The organism is Streptomyces sp. Inha503 (assembly GCF_047215865.1).
In the GTDB taxonomy this organism is placed as follows: Bacteria; Actinomycetota; Actinomycetes; order Streptomycetales; family Streptomycetaceae; genus Streptomyces; species Streptomyces lycopersici.
On the sequence record NZ_CP178360.1, the window covers coordinates 7918208 to 7932224 of the forward strand.

The 14017-nt window shown below is 72.0% G+C and carries 13 protein-coding genes, 1 tRNA gene and 1 pseudogene; 8 read left to right on the forward strand and 7 right to left on the reverse strand.

Annotated features, from left to right (window positions below):
- The first annotated feature begins 81 nt into the window (after positions 1–81).
- Together ACJX2R_RS33640 and ACJX2R_RS33645 are read left to right on the forward strand one after the other, a co-directional pair.
- Positions 82–1929 carry a tetratricopeptide repeat protein gene (locus ACJX2R_RS33640; protein ID WP_413103182.1) on the forward strand — a complete coding sequence of 616 codons (1848 nt, stop codon included), beginning with the start codon at positions 82–84 and terminating at the stop codon, positions 1927–1929.
- A 283-nt stretch (positions 1930–2212) separates the two neighbouring features.
- A tRNA-Met gene (locus ACJX2R_RS33645) sits at positions 2213–2289 on the forward strand.
- A gap of 63 nt (positions 2290–2352) precedes the next feature.
- Here ACJX2R_RS33645 and ACJX2R_RS33650 read toward each other — a convergent pair.
- On the reverse strand, positions 2353–2766 hold the full coding sequence (locus ACJX2R_RS33650) for a Fur family transcriptional regulator (RefSeq protein WP_020868561.1): 414 nt from the start codon (positions 2764–2766) through the stop codon (positions 2353–2355).
- Positions 2767–2861: 95 nt separating this feature from the next.
- Between ACJX2R_RS33650 and ACJX2R_RS33655 the strand changes: the two genes are divergently transcribed.
- A complete protein-coding gene (locus ACJX2R_RS33655) occupies positions 2862–4394 on the forward strand; it encodes a catalase (protein ID WP_413103183.1) in 1533 nt (510 codons plus the stop codon).
- Positions 4395–4518: 124 nt separating this feature from the next.
- Here the strand turns inward: ACJX2R_RS33655 and ACJX2R_RS33660 are convergent, their stop codons facing one another.
- Positions 4519–4911 (reverse strand): cyclic nucleotide-binding/CBS domain-containing protein, encoded by a 393-nt coding sequence (locus tag ACJX2R_RS33660; protein ID WP_262701906.1) that lies wholly within the window; start codon positions 4909–4911, stop codon positions 4519–4521.
- 189 nt (positions 4912–5100) lie between these two features.
- On the reverse strand, positions 5101–5895 hold the full coding sequence (gene hisN, locus ACJX2R_RS33665) for a histidinol-phosphatase (RefSeq protein WP_262701766.1): 795 nt from the start codon (positions 5893–5895) through the stop codon (positions 5101–5103).
- 173 nt (positions 5896–6068) lie between these two features.
- Here hisN and ACJX2R_RS33670 point away from each other — a divergent pair.
- Positions 6069–6646: pseudogene (locus tag ACJX2R_RS33670) on the forward strand (TetR/AcrR family transcriptional regulator).
- A gap of 82 nt (positions 6647–6728) precedes the next feature.
- Here the strand turns inward: ACJX2R_RS33670 and ACJX2R_RS33675 are convergent.
- From ACJX2R_RS33675 to ACJX2R_RS33690, 4 genes are all read right to left on the reverse strand, one after another.
- Positions 6729–7052, reverse strand: a complete 324-nt coding sequence (locus tag ACJX2R_RS33675; protein ID WP_262701764.1) for a DMT family transporter — start codon at positions 7050–7052, stop codon at positions 6729–6731.
- A gap of 517 nt (positions 7053–7569) precedes the next feature.
- Positions 7570–8577, reverse strand: coding sequence for a ribosome small subunit-dependent GTPase A (gene rsgA / locus ACJX2R_RS33680; protein ID WP_413103184.1), 1008 nt, complete (start codon positions 8575–8577; stop codon positions 7570–7572).
- A gap of 12 nt (positions 8578–8589) precedes the next feature.
- Positions 8590–9966: a 3-phosphoshikimate 1-carboxyvinyltransferase gene (gene aroA / locus ACJX2R_RS33685; protein ID WP_413103185.1), complete on the reverse strand. Its 1377-nt coding sequence runs from the start codon at positions 9964–9966 to the stop codon at positions 8590–8592.
- A gap of 159 nt (positions 9967–10125) precedes the next feature.
- On the reverse strand, positions 10126–10839 hold the full coding sequence (locus tag ACJX2R_RS33690; protein ID WP_262701761.1) for a M50 family metallopeptidase: 714 nt from the start codon (positions 10837–10839) through the stop codon (positions 10126–10128).
- A 48-nt stretch (positions 10840–10887) separates the two neighbouring features.
- On the opposite strand from ACJX2R_RS33690, the gene ACJX2R_RS33695 reads away from it, so the two are divergent.
- The 4 genes from ACJX2R_RS33695 (at position 10888) to rsrA (ending at position 13745) form a co-directional block, all read left to right on the forward strand.
- Positions 10888–11706 carry an SOS response-associated peptidase gene (locus ACJX2R_RS33695; protein WP_413103186.1) on the forward strand — a complete coding sequence of 273 codons (819 nt, stop codon included), beginning with the start codon at positions 10888–10890 and terminating at the stop codon, positions 11704–11706.
- Positions 11706–12395 carry an alpha/beta family hydrolase gene (locus ACJX2R_RS33700; RefSeq protein ID WP_413103187.1) on the forward strand — a complete coding sequence of 230 codons (690 nt, stop codon included), beginning with the start codon at positions 11706–11708 and terminating at the stop codon, positions 12393–12395. The genes ACJX2R_RS33695 and ACJX2R_RS33700 overlap by 1 nt, the downstream gene beginning before the upstream one ends.
- Before the next feature lie 334 nt (positions 12396–12729).
- Complete coding sequence (locus tag ACJX2R_RS33705) at positions 12730–13419, forward strand: sigma-70 family RNA polymerase sigma factor (protein WP_037952362.1); 690 nt, start codon at positions 12730–12732, stop codon at positions 13417–13419.
- Positions 13416–13745, forward strand: coding sequence for a mycothiol system anti-sigma-R factor (gene rsrA, locus ACJX2R_RS33710; protein ID WP_262701758.1), 330 nt, complete (start codon positions 13416–13418; stop codon positions 13743–13745). Before ACJX2R_RS33705 ends, rsrA begins: the two co-directional genes overlap by 4 nt.
- Positions 13746–14017: the final 272 nt, after the last annotated feature.

Here is a 14017-nt window from a genome sequence, read left to right on the forward strand (position 1 = left end):
TGTGGGCATGTCGACAAAACGCTGAAGTGACCTCCTCGGCTGCGGTATACCAGGTGTACGCCGGACGCGGGTGATGCCACGATGGGATTTATGGGGGACAGGGTCAGTCTGTTGGAGACAGGGCGTTTTGCGCACGCGCACGACGATGCCGAGGAGGAGACCCGGCACCGCCGTGCCGCCGAGGCCGGTGACACCGCCGCGATGAGCGCGCTCGGCGCGCTGCTGCTGCGCCGCGGCGACCTCGACGGCGCCGAACCGCATCTGCGGGGAGCCACCGGGGCGGGCGATCGCGCCGCCGCCAACAACCTCGGAGTTCTGCTGCACCAGCGCGGCTATGCCGACGAGGCGGCCGGCTGGTGGCGCATAGCCGCCGTCGCCGGGTCCCCCGCCGCGGCCCACGCCCTGGGCCGCCATCACCGCGAGCGGGGCGACGAGCCCGCCGCCGAGTACTGGCTGCGCCAGTCCGCCGAGTCCGGCCACACCCTGGGGGCGTACGCGCTGGGCGATCTGCTGGAGCACCGCAGCGACATCGGGGCCGAGCGCTGGTTCCGCACGGCCGCCGAGCGCGGCCACCGCGAGGCCGCGTACCGCCTCGCCCGCATCCTGGACGACCGCGACGACGAGGGGGACGAGCCGGCGGCCGAGCGCCGCCGTGGCGCCGAAGGGGGCGGCCGGGAGGAGGCCGAGCAGTGGTACCGGCAGGCCGCCGCGCGCGGCCACCGGCGCGCCGCCCTCCACCTCGGCACGCTGCTGGAGAAGCGCGGTGAGCTCAAGGAAGCCGGGCGCTGGTACCTGATGTCCGCCAAGGACGGCGAGGCCAGGGCCGCCTGCGCGCTGGGCTTCCTGCTGCGTGACGCGGGCGACACCGACAGCGCCGCCGTCTGGTGGCACCGGGCGGCCCAGGACGGCGACGGCAACGCCGCCAACGCGCTGGGCGCGCTCCACGCCGACCGCGGCGAGCCCCAGACCGCCGAGCGCTGGTACCGCGCCGCGCTCGACGCCGGGGACATCAACGGCGCCTACAACCTCGGGCTGCTCTGCGCCGAGCAGGGCCGCACCGCCCAGGCCGAGCAGTGGTACCGCCGCGCGGCCTACGCGGGCCACCGCGAGGCCGCCAACGCGGTCGCCGTGATGCTGCTCCAGCGCGGCGACGCGGCGGGCGCCGAGCCGTGGTTCTCCAAGGCGGCCGAGGCGGGCAGCGTCGACGCCGCGTTCAACCTGGGGATCCTGCACGCGGGCCGGGGCGAGGACCGGGCGGCCCGGCAGTGGTACGAGCGGGCCGCCGCCGCCGGGCACACCGAGGCGGCGCTTCAGGTCGGCCTCGCCCTCCAGCGGGAGGGCGACCTCCAGGGCGCCGAGCGCCATCTGCGCTGCGCCGCGGGCGGCGGCAGCGCCGAGGGCGCCTTCCGGCTGGCCGCGCTGCTGGACCGCTCCTCGGTCGGCGGCGACCCGGCGACCGGCACCGGCTTCGGCAGCTCGTCCGGGACGCGCTTCCCGACCCCGCCGCCGGACGACGGCTCCGGGCCGCACGTCCCCGAGTACGAGGAGTGGTACGAGCGCGCCGCGCGGCAGGGCCACCGGCGGGCCCAGGTGCGGGTGGGCATGTTCGCGGCCGCGCGCGCCGATGTGGTCGAGGCCGCGCGCTGGTACCGCATGGCCGCCGAGGCGGGCAGCAGCAACGGCGCGTTCAACCTGGGGCTGCTGCTGGCCCGGGAGGGCAGCGAGCCGGAGGCCGCCCTGTGGTGGACGCGTGCCGCCGAGTCGGGGCACGGCCGGGCCGCGCTGCGGCTCGCGCTGCTCGCGGCCCGTCGCGGCGCGCTCACCGAAGGGCAGCGGTGGTGCGCGCGGGCGGTCGAGCTGGGGCCCGCGGAGGTCGCCGAGCGCGCGGCCCGGCTGCGGGAGGCGCTCCAGCAGGAGCTCACGGCGTAGGCGGCGGGACCGGGCTGGGTGCCCTTCCCCTTCCCGCCCCTTCCCGCAGCGTCGATATGCGGCTCCGCCGCGTGGCAGGGGCTCCGCCCCCGGACCCCGGTCCTCAAACGCCGGACGGGCTGATTTCAGCCCGTCCGGGGCCCAGGGGGCGGCCCCATGGTTCGGGAAGGGGCGGGGAGGGGGAAAGATCCGCCGGACCCGCCCGCGGTGAGCCACCGGTGGGGCCCGTCGGTAACCGGTTTGCTCCTGCTGTCCACCCCGGGTTAAGGTTGCTACACAACGACGCGGGGTGGAGCAGCTCGGTAGCTCGCTGGGCTCATAACCCAGAGGTCGCAGGTTCAAATCCTGTCCCCGCTACCACGACGAAAGGCCCGGATCCTCCAGGATCCGGGCCTTTCGTCTGTCGCTGCCCCAGGGGCCCTCTCAGGCCGCGCAGTTGGGGCACAGCCCCCGGTACGTCACCTCGACCGCGGAGATCGCGAAGCCGTAGCGCTCCTGGGTGGGCAGGTCGGCGAGCAGATCGCCGGAGGGGTGGACATCGCGGATCGTGCCGCAGCGCGCGCACACCAGGTGCTGATGCGCGTGGTGCGCGTTCGGGTCGTAGCGCTTGGCCCTGCCGTCCGTGCTGACCTCGATCACCTCGCCGAGCGTGACGAGCTCGCCGAGGGTGTTGTACACGGTCGCGCGGGAGATCTCGGGCAGGCGCTCCGCCGCCAGCGCGTGGACTTCGTCGGCGGTGTAGTGCACGTGGTCCCCGTCGAGGACCTCGGCGACGACACGCCGCTGCGCCGTCAGCCTCCAGCCGCGTCCCCTGAGCCGTTCCAGCAGGTCACTCATGCCATTCACCTATCAGTCAGATAAGGACAAGGGTAGCAGCGGACGAGTCCTTGACCAGATCTGGTACGAGTCTCAAAGGCTTCTTGACTTAGATAATGTCCAATGTAGGATCGAGCCCAGCCCCAGACCAGGGACAGAATGCGAGTACGCAGGAGGCGCACGTGACGGTCCAGGACGACATCACTGGTCCGCTGACCACGGAGTCCGGGGCTCCGGTGGCGGACAACCAGAACAGCGAGACGGCGGGCGTCGGCGGTCCGGTCCTCATCCAGGACCAGCACCTGATCGAGAAGCTCGCCCACTTCAACCGCGAGCGGATCCCGGAGCGGATCGTGCACGCGCGGGGCGCCGGTGCGTACGGCACCTTCACCGTGACCGCGGATGTGACGAAGTACACCCGCGCCACGTTCCTCTCCGAGGTCGGCAAGCAGACCGAGACGTTCCTGCGCTTCTCGACGGTCGCCGGCAACCTCGGATCGGCGGACGCGGTGCGCGACCCGCGCGGCTTCGCGCTGAAGTTCTACACCGAGGACGGCAACTACGACCTGGTCGGGAACAACACCCCGGTGTTCTTCATCAAGGACGCCATCAAGTTCCCCGACTTCATCCACACCCAGAAGCGCGACCCGTACACCGGCTCGCAGGAGGCGGACAACGTCTGGGACTTCTGGGGGCTCTCGCCCGAGGCGACCCACCAGGTGACCTGGCTGTTCGGCGACCGCGGCATCCCCGCCTCGTACCGCCACATGAACGGCTACGGTTCGCACACCTACCAGTGGAACAACGCCGCGGGCGAGGTCTTCTGGGTGAAGTACCACTTCAAGACCGACCAGGGGATCAAGAACCTCACCGCCGCCGAGGCGGCCGAGACCGCCGGTCTCGACCCGGACAGCCACCAGCGCGATCTGCGCGAGGCCATCGAGCGGGGTGACTTCCCGACCTGGACCGTGCAGGTGCAGATCATGCCGGCGGCCGACGCGGCGAACTACCGCTTCAACCCGTTCGACCTGACCAAGGTCTGGCCGCACGAGGACTACCCGCCGATCGAGATCGGCAAGCTGGAACTCAACCGCAACCCGCGGAACATCTTCGCCGAGGTCGAGCAGTCGATCTTCTCGCCGGCCCACTTCGTGCCGGGTATCGGCCCGTCCCCGGACAAGATGCTCCAGGGCCGTCTGTTCGCGTACGGCGACGCCCACCGCTACCGCGTCGGCATCAACGCCGACCACCTGCCGGTGAACCGTCCGCACGCGGCCGAGGCGCGCACGTACGGCCGGGACGGCTTCCTGTACGACGGCCGCCACGCGGGCGCCAAGAACTACGAGCCCAACAGCTTCGGCGGCCCGGCCGAGACCGGTCAGGCGCTGTGGCAGCCGTCCCCGGTGTCCGGCCGGACCGGGGACCACGAGGCCCCCTCGCACGCCGAGGACGACGACTTCGTCCAGGCGGGCAACCTCTACCGGCTGATGTCGGACGACGAGAAGGAGCGCCTGATCGAGAATCTGGCGCAGTTCATCGCCAAGGTCTCCCGCGATGACATCGCACAGCGGGCGATCGATAACTTCCGTAAGGCGGACACCGACTACGGCAAGCGGCTGGAGGCCGCGGTCCAGGCCCTGCGCGGCTGACGGACGCTTGCCGTATCAACCGAAGAGGCCGGACGCCGTTGGGCTCCGGCCTCTTCGGGTGCCGGTCCGGTTCGTATGCCGGTCCGGAGGCCGGTTCAGGTGCCGGGCGCGGTGCGCCGGGCCCTTACGCCGGTACGGGCTGGGGCGCCGGGACCCAGCAGCGGATGATGTCGCGCACGGACACCACCCCGACCGGGTCGCCCGCGTCGAGGACGATCAGATGGCGGAAGCCGCCCTGGGACATCGCGCGGGCCGCCTCGTCCAGCGTCCACCCGGGGGCGGCGAAGACGACATCGGCGGTGGTGTGGTCGTGTGCGGTCTCCTGGTCGGGGTCCTGGCCCGCCCCCAGGGAGTTGAGGATGTCGCGCTCGGTGAGAATCCCCAGGCCGCTGGTGTCGGGATCGAGCACGATGGCCGATCCCACCCGTCGCGCCGACATCAGCCGGGCGGCCTGGCGGAGTGTGTGCGCGGGGCCGATGGTGAGGACCACCGAGCTCATGGCGTCACGGACGTGCATGGGCATGGATGGAGCCACCTCCTTGGTGAATCCCGGATCCCATTAGAGAAAGGATTCACAAGTTCACAAGGTCTGGAATTCTCATGTTCACATGCCTTGGTGGGTCCAACAAGGGCGCGCGGAAGCCGATCTGCCGCGGAGTGCGCCCCGCGCTCCGGTTCATGCTCCGGCCAGCCGCCGGAAGGCTCCTCAGGACCGCAGGTAGTCCAGCATCACCCCATGCAGCAGCCCATTGGACGCGGCCGCGTCGCCGCTGTTCGGGCCCGGTACGCCGTCGAGTCCGGTGAAGCGGCCGCCCGCCTCCTGGACGATCACCGCGTTGGCCGCCATGTCCCACAGCGACAATTCCGGTTCGGCGCAGATGTCCACCGAGCCCTCGGCCACCATCATGTACGGCCAGAAGTCGCCGTAGCCACGGGTGCGCCAGCAGGCGCGGGTCAGGTCGAGGAAGCCGTTCAGCCTGCCGCGCTCCTCCCAGCCGCTGAGCGAGGAGTACGCGAACGAGGCGTCGGAGAGGTTGCTCACCTTCGAGACCGCGAGCCGGGACGCGGAGGACAGGCTGCGCCCGGTGTACGCACCGAGCCCCTCGGCGGCCCACCAGCGCCGTCCCAGCGCCGGTGCCGAGACCACCCCGACCACCGGCCGGTCGCCGCCCTCACCGCGCTCCATGAGGGCGATCAGGGTGGCCCAGACCGGGACCCCGCGCACATAGTTCTTGGTGCCGTCGATCGGGTCGACCACCCAGCGCCGCGGACCGCTGCCCTCGCTGCCGAACTCCTCGCCGAGCACCGCGTCGCGCGGCCGGGCGCGCTGGAGCGAGGTGCGGATCAGCTCCTCGGCCGCCTTGTCGGCCTCGCTCACCGGCGTCATATCGGGTTTTGTCTCGACCTTGAGGTCGAGCGCCTTGAACCGCTCCATGGTGGTCGCGTCGGCGGCGTCGGCGAGAACGTGGGCGAGACGCAGGTCATCGTGGTAGTCGGGCATGGCCGAACAGTATCGACAGGAAAAGACGCGGAGCTACACGACTCCACAACGACCAGGGGACTTCGGCTGGACGGCCCGCCCGCGCGGGGCTCTTGACTTCATCTGGCGGCCCGTCAATTCTGTCGGGCACATGCCGGGCCGGGAGGCGACGATGCCCGCTCTGGGAGGCGACGATGCCCGCAGCGCGTGAATCCTTACTCGACGCGGCCTTCGCCGCGCTCGAGCGCGGTCCGTGGCCGAGGGTGAAGATGTCCGAGGTCGCGGCGGCGGCCGGGGTCTCCCGGAGACCCTCTACAACGAGTTCGGCAGCAAGGACGGCCTCGCCCGCGCTCTGGTGCGACGCGAGGCCGACGCGTATCTGTGCGGGGTCGAGCGGGCGCTGTCCAGGGGGTCGGGCCCGGCGGCCCTGGCGGCCCCCGGGGAGCGGCTGGCCGCCGCGGCGGTGTGGACGGTCCGCTCGGCGAGCGAGAACCCGCTGGTGCGGGCGGTGCTCACGGGCCGCTGGAACGAACGGCTGCCGACGTCCGTAAGGACGATACCGCCGGGTGAGCCGGAGCCGCTGCCCGCGCCGGGCGAGCTGATCGGCGAGGCGCGGGACCGCGCGGTGCGGCTGCTGGAGGGCGACTGGCCGCCCGGCGCGGTCGAGCTGCCGCTGGCCTGTGAGGCGGTCGCCAGGCTGGCCCTGTCGTACGTGGTGGCGCCCGCTCCGGCGGCGGATGTGGCCCGTATGGTGCGCACGGTGCTGGCCTGAGCCGCCCGGGGGGTACGGGGGTGCGGGGGGTGCGGGGCGTCCGGTGGGCCGCCGCGGGCGTGGGGCTCCGTCCGCCGACGCCTCAGTGGGCCGAGCCGGAAAGCTGGAGCCCTATCACGCCGACGATCACCAGCGAGATGGAGATGATCTTGAGCGTGGAGACGAGGTCGCCGAGGAAGACCATGCCGTAGATCGCGGTCCCGGCGGCCCCGATCCCCGTCCACACCGCGTACGCGGGTCCCACGTCGAGCTTCTTCAGGGACAGCGTCAGCAGCCCGAAGCTGCCGAGCGCGAACGCGCAGAAGGCGATGGTTGGCCAGAGGCGGGTGAAGCCGTGCGAGAGCTTGAGACAGACGGCGAAGCCGGTTTCGAGTAGCCCGGCGACCACGACCAGCAGCCACGCCATAGAGATGCCCTCCCGTGCCGCCGTCGGCTGCCGTCGTCCGGGGCGTCCCCGGTCGTCTGGATTGCCTGAGTCGCCTCGATTGCTTGATGCGATTATCCATTTACCGCCTGGGTGGAGCGGCAAACACGCCCCCTGCGGGTGTCCGGGCCGCTCCCTGCGGGTGTTCGGCGGATCTTGCCGCCTGCGGCGGGCCTTCCCCTCCCCGCCCCTCCCCGCCCCTTCCCGAAACTGGGGCTCCGCCCCAGACCCCGGGGCCAGGGCCCCACCCCTGACCCCGGGCTTGAGACGAGGCCCCGCCATGCGGCTCCGCCGCATGGCGATGCTGCGGAAGGGCGGGGCCCCGGTCTGGGGTCTGGGGTGGGGCTCCGGTCCGGGGTTTGGGGTGGAGCCGGGGGTCTGGGGCGGGGCCCCGGTCCGGGGTTTGGGGGAGCCCGGGGTCTGGGGCGAAGCCCCAGTTTCGGGAAGGGGCGGGGAGGGGAGCAGCCCGCCGCAGGCGGCATGGTCCGCCGGACAGGTCCTAGTCGCCCTCTCGCCGCTCGCGGGTGGCCAGCAGTCGCCGCAGGGAGTAGAGCCGGGCCGGTTCGGCGTGGCCGTCGGCCACCCACTGGTCCAGCGCGCAGTCCGGCTCGTCGTGGCTACAGGCGCGCGGGCAGCCCTCGGTGCCCGGTTCCAGGTCCGGGAAGGCGTGGATGACCCGCGCCGGGTCCACGTGGTGCAGCCCGAAGGACCGCACGCCCGGGGTGTCGATCGCCCATCCCTTGGCGTCCGGCAGGGGCAGCGCGAGCGCGGAGGTGGTGGTGTGGCGGCCGCGGCCGGTGACCGCGTTCACTCGGCCGGTGGCCCGCTGGCGGTCCGGGACCAGCGCGTTCACCAGTGTCGTCTTGCCCACGCCCGAGTGGCCGACGAAGACGGTGATCCGGTCCGTCAGCCGCTCCCGCACCCGGTCGGCGGCGTCGCCGTCGGCGAGCTCGTCGCGGCTGGTGACGACATAGGGGACGCCGAGCGGCTCATAGGTCTTCAGCATGTCGTCGGCGGGCGCCAGATCGGACTTGGTGAGGACGAGCAGCGGCTCCAGGCCCGCGTCGAAGGCGGCCACCAGACAACGGTCGATCAGCCGCGGGCGCGGCTCGGGATCGGCCAGGGCGGTCACGATCGCGAGCTGGTCGGCGTTGGCGACCACCACCCGCTCGTACGGATCGTCGTCGTCGGCGGTCCGGCGCAGGACGGAGGAGCGCTCCTCGACGCGGACGATCCGGGCGAGCGTGTCCTTGTCGCCGGAGAGATCCCCGACGACCGCGACCCGGTCGCCGACCACGACGCCCTTACGGCCGAGCTCGCGGGCCTTCATGGCGGTGATGGTGCGGTCCTCGACCAGGACCGTGAGCCGGCCGCGGTCGACCGTGAGCACGAATCCCTCGGTGGCGTCCTCGTGTTTGGGGCGGATGTTGGTGCGCGGCCGGTTGCCCTTGCGGTTGGGGCGGATCCGAACGTCGTCCTCGTCGGTGTGCTTGCCGTAGCGGCGCATGAGTCCAGGCTCTCAGGATCTCCGCGCCGAGGTCGTCGTCGCGTCGAGCATGCCGGTCCACAGACCGGGGAAGTCGGGGAGGGTCTTGGCGGTGGTCGCCACGTTCTCGACCAGCACGCCGTCGACGGCCAGACCGAGGACGGCGGCGGCGGTGGCCAGCCGGTGGTCCTCGTAGGTGTGGAAGATCCCGCCGTGCAGCGGGCGCGGGCGGATCCGCAGGCCGTCCTCGGTCTCGGTGACGTCCCCGCCCAGCTCGTTGATCTCCTTGGCGAGGGCGGCGAGCCGGTCGGTCTCGTGGAGCCGCAGATGCGCGATGCCGCGCAGCACCGACTCGGAGTCGGCCAGCGCCGCGACCGCCGCGATCACCGGGGTGAGCTCGCCGACCTCGTGCAGATCGGCGTCGATCCCGGTGATCCGGCCCGTTCCGGCGAAGGTCAGACCGGTGTCGGTGAGCTCGCAGGAACCGCCCATCTCGGTGAAGATCCGGCGCAGTTCGTCGCCGGGCTGGGTGGTGCGCTCCGGCCAGTCCGGGATGGTCACCCGGCCGCCGGTGACCAGGGCGGCGGCCAGGAACGGCGCCGCGTTGGACAGATCGGGCTCGACGACCAGATCGCGGCCGAGCAGCGCGCTCGGCGCCACCCGCCAGACGCCCCGCTCGCCGCCCGCCTCCGGGGTGTCCACCCGCGCGCCCGCCGCGCGCAGCATGTCCACGGTCATCCGGATGTGCGGCAGGGAGGGCAGCGCGGCGCCGATGTGACGCACCTCGGCGCCCTGGTTGAAGCGCGGCGCGGACAGCAGCAGCGCGCTGACGAACTGGGAGGACGACGAGGCGTCGACGCGGACCGGGCCGCCGTCCAGCGCCCCGCCGCCGTGCACGGTCATCGGCAGCGCGCCGCGGCCGTCGTCGTCGATACGGGCGCCCAGCGCGCGCAGCGCGTCGATCACGCCGTGCAGCGGGCGCTCGTGGGAGCGGGGGTCGCCGTCGAAGTGGACGGGACCGTCGGCCAGGGCGGCGACCGGCGGCAGGAAGCGCATCACGGTGCCGGCGTTGCCGACGTCGATGGTGGCCGGGCCGTGCAGCCCCGCCGGGATGACCCGCCAGGCTTCCCCGCCGCCGGAGGGGCCGCCGGAGCCGAGGGCGCCGTCGGACACCGTCTCCTCGATGCCGACGCCCATGGCGCGCAGGGCGGCGGCCATCAGGAGGGTGTCGCGGGAGCGGAGCGGGCGGCGCAGCCAGCCGGGTTCGGCGGCGAGCGCGGCCAGGATCAGACCGCGGTTGGTAACCGACTTGGATCCGGGCACGGTGACGGTCGCGTCGACCGCTCCATCGGCGGTCGGAGCGGGCCAGAGGGCGGTGTTGTCGCCCGGGGAGGTCTCAATGCCGGTCATGGGTCTCACTTTAGTGGTTCGCCCAGAGTGCCAATCTTGATCGAAAGTGGCGAAACCCAGTCGAAACACGGCGCTGCTACGGGCACCAGTGGAGGCGCGCCGGGCGCTCGTGCGGGGTCACGGCCCCAGGAGCCGGGGTCATAGCCCCAGTAGTCGGGGTCACAGTCCCAGCAGCCAGCGCCCTCCGGCGAGCAGCGAACACAGCGAGACCACGTGGAAGAGCAGCAGCCAGGCGGCGGCCGGAATGCCCGTCAGCCGGGCGAGCTGGTCGGGGTCGGAGTCGTACGCGCCGCCGTGACGGCGCTTGCGCTGGAGCTCGAAGGCCGGTCGCACGCCCCCCAGGAGGAGGAACCACACCACGGCGTACGCGAACCCCGCCTGGACGTCCGGCCCGGTCAGCCAGGAGACGAGGAAGAAGGCGGCACCGCTGATGACGACCGTAAGGACGCCATAGGCGTTGCGGATCATCACCAGCATCGCGACCAGCAGCGCCGTCGTCCCCCACAGCAGCAAGGTGATGTGGTTCGCCGCCAGCAGCCAGGCGCCGCCGAGGCCCAGCAGGGAGGGGGCGGTGTAGCCGGACGCCGCGGTGAGGATCATGCCCAGGCCCGTGGGCTTGCCGCGCGAGACGGTCAGCCCAGAGGTGTCCGAGTGCAGCCGTATGCCGTCCAGCCGCCGCCCGCTGAGCACGGCGACCACGGCGTGGCCGCCCTCATGGGCGATGGTGATGGCGTTACGGGCTATCCGCCACGCCGTACGGAAGACCACGACCGCGAACGCGATCACGCCGGTGGAGACGACCAGCCAGGTGGTGGGGTCGGGCTGGGAGCCGGTCACCCGGTCCCACAGATCGGCGGCGTTCGTTGCGTCCATGTGCGGGCGGCTCCTCGCGTCGGTAGGGGTCGTGGCAGTGTGGCACCTATGTGCGGTCGATACGCAGCGAGCCGGAGGCCGGAGGATCTCGTCGGGCTCTTCGGAGTGGAGAAGTGGGAGCCGGAGGAGACTCTGGCGCCGGACTGGAACGTCGCGCCCACCAAGGACGTGTACGCGGTGCTCGAACGCCCCCTTAAGGACGCCGCCGAGCCGCGTCCGGTTCGCCAGTTGAGGGCGTTGAAGTGGGGGCTGGTGCCGTCCTGGGCGAAGTCTCCCGAGGGCGGCGCCAAGATGATCAACGCACGGGCCGAGACCGTGCACGAGAAGCCGTCCTACCGGCGCCCGTTCGCCTCGCGGCGCTGCATCCTGCCCGCGGACGGCTACTACGAGTGGGTCACCGCGGCGGGGGAGCGGCAGCTGGAGGAGAAGGGCAAGCGGAAGCGGCCCCGCAAGCAGCCGTACTTCGTGACCCCGGTGGACGGCTCGGTGATGGCCATGGCCGGGCTGTACGAGTTCTGGCGGGACCGGACGCTGCCGGACGAGCACCCCCGGGCGTGGTGGGTCACCTGCACGGTGATCACCACCGAGGCGGACAAGGAGCCCTTCGGGGGCCCGGCCCGGGACGAGGGGCCGGGCTCGCTCGCCGAGATCCACCCGCGGATGCCGCTGGTCCTCACCGAGGACCGCTGGGCCTCCTGGCTGGACCCGGGCCGTACCGACCCCGACGACCTGCTGCCGCTGCTGGCGCCGCCGCCCTCCGGGCTACTGCGGGCGTACCCGGTGGCCACCGGGGTGAGTGATGTCCGTAACAACGGCCCCGAGCTGCTGGAGGAGCTCGAGGCCCCGGAGGAGGGCACGCTGTTCTGATGGCCGCTAAGAAGACGGACGAACCTCAGGAGAAGGCGGACGAACCTCAGGTGACCACCGAGCTGGTGGCGTCCCCGGCCGGGGACGCCCGGATCACCTGGCACCACGCCCCCGGCGCCCATGCGCTGCTGGCCGCGAGCCATGGCGCCGGCGGGGGCATCGAGGCGCGGGACCTGCGCGCGCTGGCCGGGGCGCTCCCCGGGCTCGGCGTGAGCGTCGCGCTGGTCGAGCAGCCGTGGCGGGTGGCGGGCAAGAAGATCGCGCCCGCGCCCTCGACCCTGGACACCGGATGGCGTGCCGTATGGCCCGCGCTGGAGAAGGCCGGGCTGCCGATCGTGGCGGGCGGCCGCAGCGCCGGGGCGCGGGTGGCCTGCCGGACCGCGACGGAGCTGGGCGCGAAGGCCGTACTGGCGCTGTCGTTCCCGCTGCACACACCGGGCAAGCCGGAGCGGTCCCGGGCCGAGGAGCTGCTGGCCACGGGCGTGCCGACGCTGATCGTCCAGGGCGGTCGGGACCCGTTCGGGCGACCGGAGGAGTTCCCGGAGCTGCCCGCGGCCATGGAGCTCGTGGAGGTGCCTTACGGCGACCACGTCTTCGGCCTGCCGAAGTCGGCGGACCTCGACGAGCCCGCGGCGCTCGCCCTGATCACCGGGGCCGTCACCGACTGGCTGCCGCGCGCCCTGGGGTGATCGCCGGCCGTCGGCCGCTGAGAACTGACCTGACCTGCCCTGGCCCTGGCCCTGGGCGCCCGGCGCCGGGGCGGGAATGCGGCGGGAGGGATCCGTGTTGAACGGGCTGTCGGTACTCACCGTGTAAGAGGCACTGATACGCGGAACACGAGGAAAGGGAGTCCCCCGCATGGGTTCGCTTGCTTGCCCGGCCCGTCCACGCGCCGCTGACCTGGACTGGTCTCAGCTGCAAGCAGCGCAGGCCGTGAAGATCGAAGCGGCGGGCGCACCGGATCGTCGTCTATTCTCCGATTCGAGCGGGTCCACATCCGGACCCGACACGAAGCTGGAGGAGGTGGGTCAGGTCACTGGGACCGACGCAGGTACCGACGGCGTGACCGAGGGAGAGCCGGTCGAGCGGTCGCAGGAGTCGTCCTCGGAGCGCAACGCGCGCTTCGAACGGGACGCCCTTGCCTTCTTGGACCAGATGTACTCGGCCGCGCTGCGGATGACGCGTAACCCGGCCGACGCCGAGGACCTCGTGCAGGAGACCTACGCCAAGGCGTACGGGTCCTTCCACCAGTTCCGCGAGGGCACCAACCTCAAGGCGTGGCTGTACCGCATCCTGACCAATACCTTCATCAACTCGTACCGCAAGAAGCAGCGGGAGCCCCAGCGCAGCGCGGCCGAGGAGATCGAGGACTGGCAGCTCGCGCGTGCCGAGTCGCATATGTCGACCGGTCTGCGCTCCGCCGAGTCGCAGGCCCTCGACCACCTGCCCGACTCCGATGTCAAGGAGGCCCTTCAGGCCATCCCCGAGGAGTTCCGCATCGCGGTCTATCTCGCGGACGTCGAGGGCTTTGCCTACAAGGAGATCGCGGACATCATGGGTACACCCATCGGTACGGTGATGTCCCGGCTGCACCGTGGTCGCCGCCAGCTGCGCGGTCTGCTGGAGGACTACGCCCGCGGGCGCGGGCTGGTCCCGGCTGGCGCGGGCGCCGCGGCGGACGAGTCGCACGATCGGAAAGGCGCGGACTCATGAGCTGCGGAGAGCCGCATGAGACGGACTGCTCCGAGGTTCTCGACCACCTCTACGAGTTCCTCGACCACGAGATGCCGGACGGCGACTGCGCCAAGTTCGAGGTGCACTTCGACGAGTGCTCCCCGTGCCTGGAGAAGTACGGCCTCGAGAAGGCCGTGAAGAAGCTCGTCAAGCGGTGCTGTGGCCATGACGACGTGCCCACCGATCTCCGGTCGAAGGTCATGGGGCGGATCGAGCTGATCCGCTCCGGGCAGGCGGTGCCGGAGCGCGAGATCACGGCGGAGACGAACGCGCCGGGCAACGCGCCGAGCAGCGCCCAGGAGTGACCCCGGGGCTCAGGCCCCAAGCGACCCTGGTGCTCAGGCCCGAAGTGACCCGGGCTCAGGCCCTGAGCGAGTCCGGAGCTCCGGTCCCGGGTGCCCTCTGGGCTCAGGCCCCAGGTGCCCCTCGGGCTCAGGCCCCAGTGGATCCCCGGTCGAACGCCTATCGAGTTGGCGCGTTCTCATTCCCACCCTCGGTGATCAGATCATCACTCGAAGGGGTGTAATCGGACAGTCCCTCCGATCCCATACGCCCCGCCTCGTCCTAAGCTCCCCAA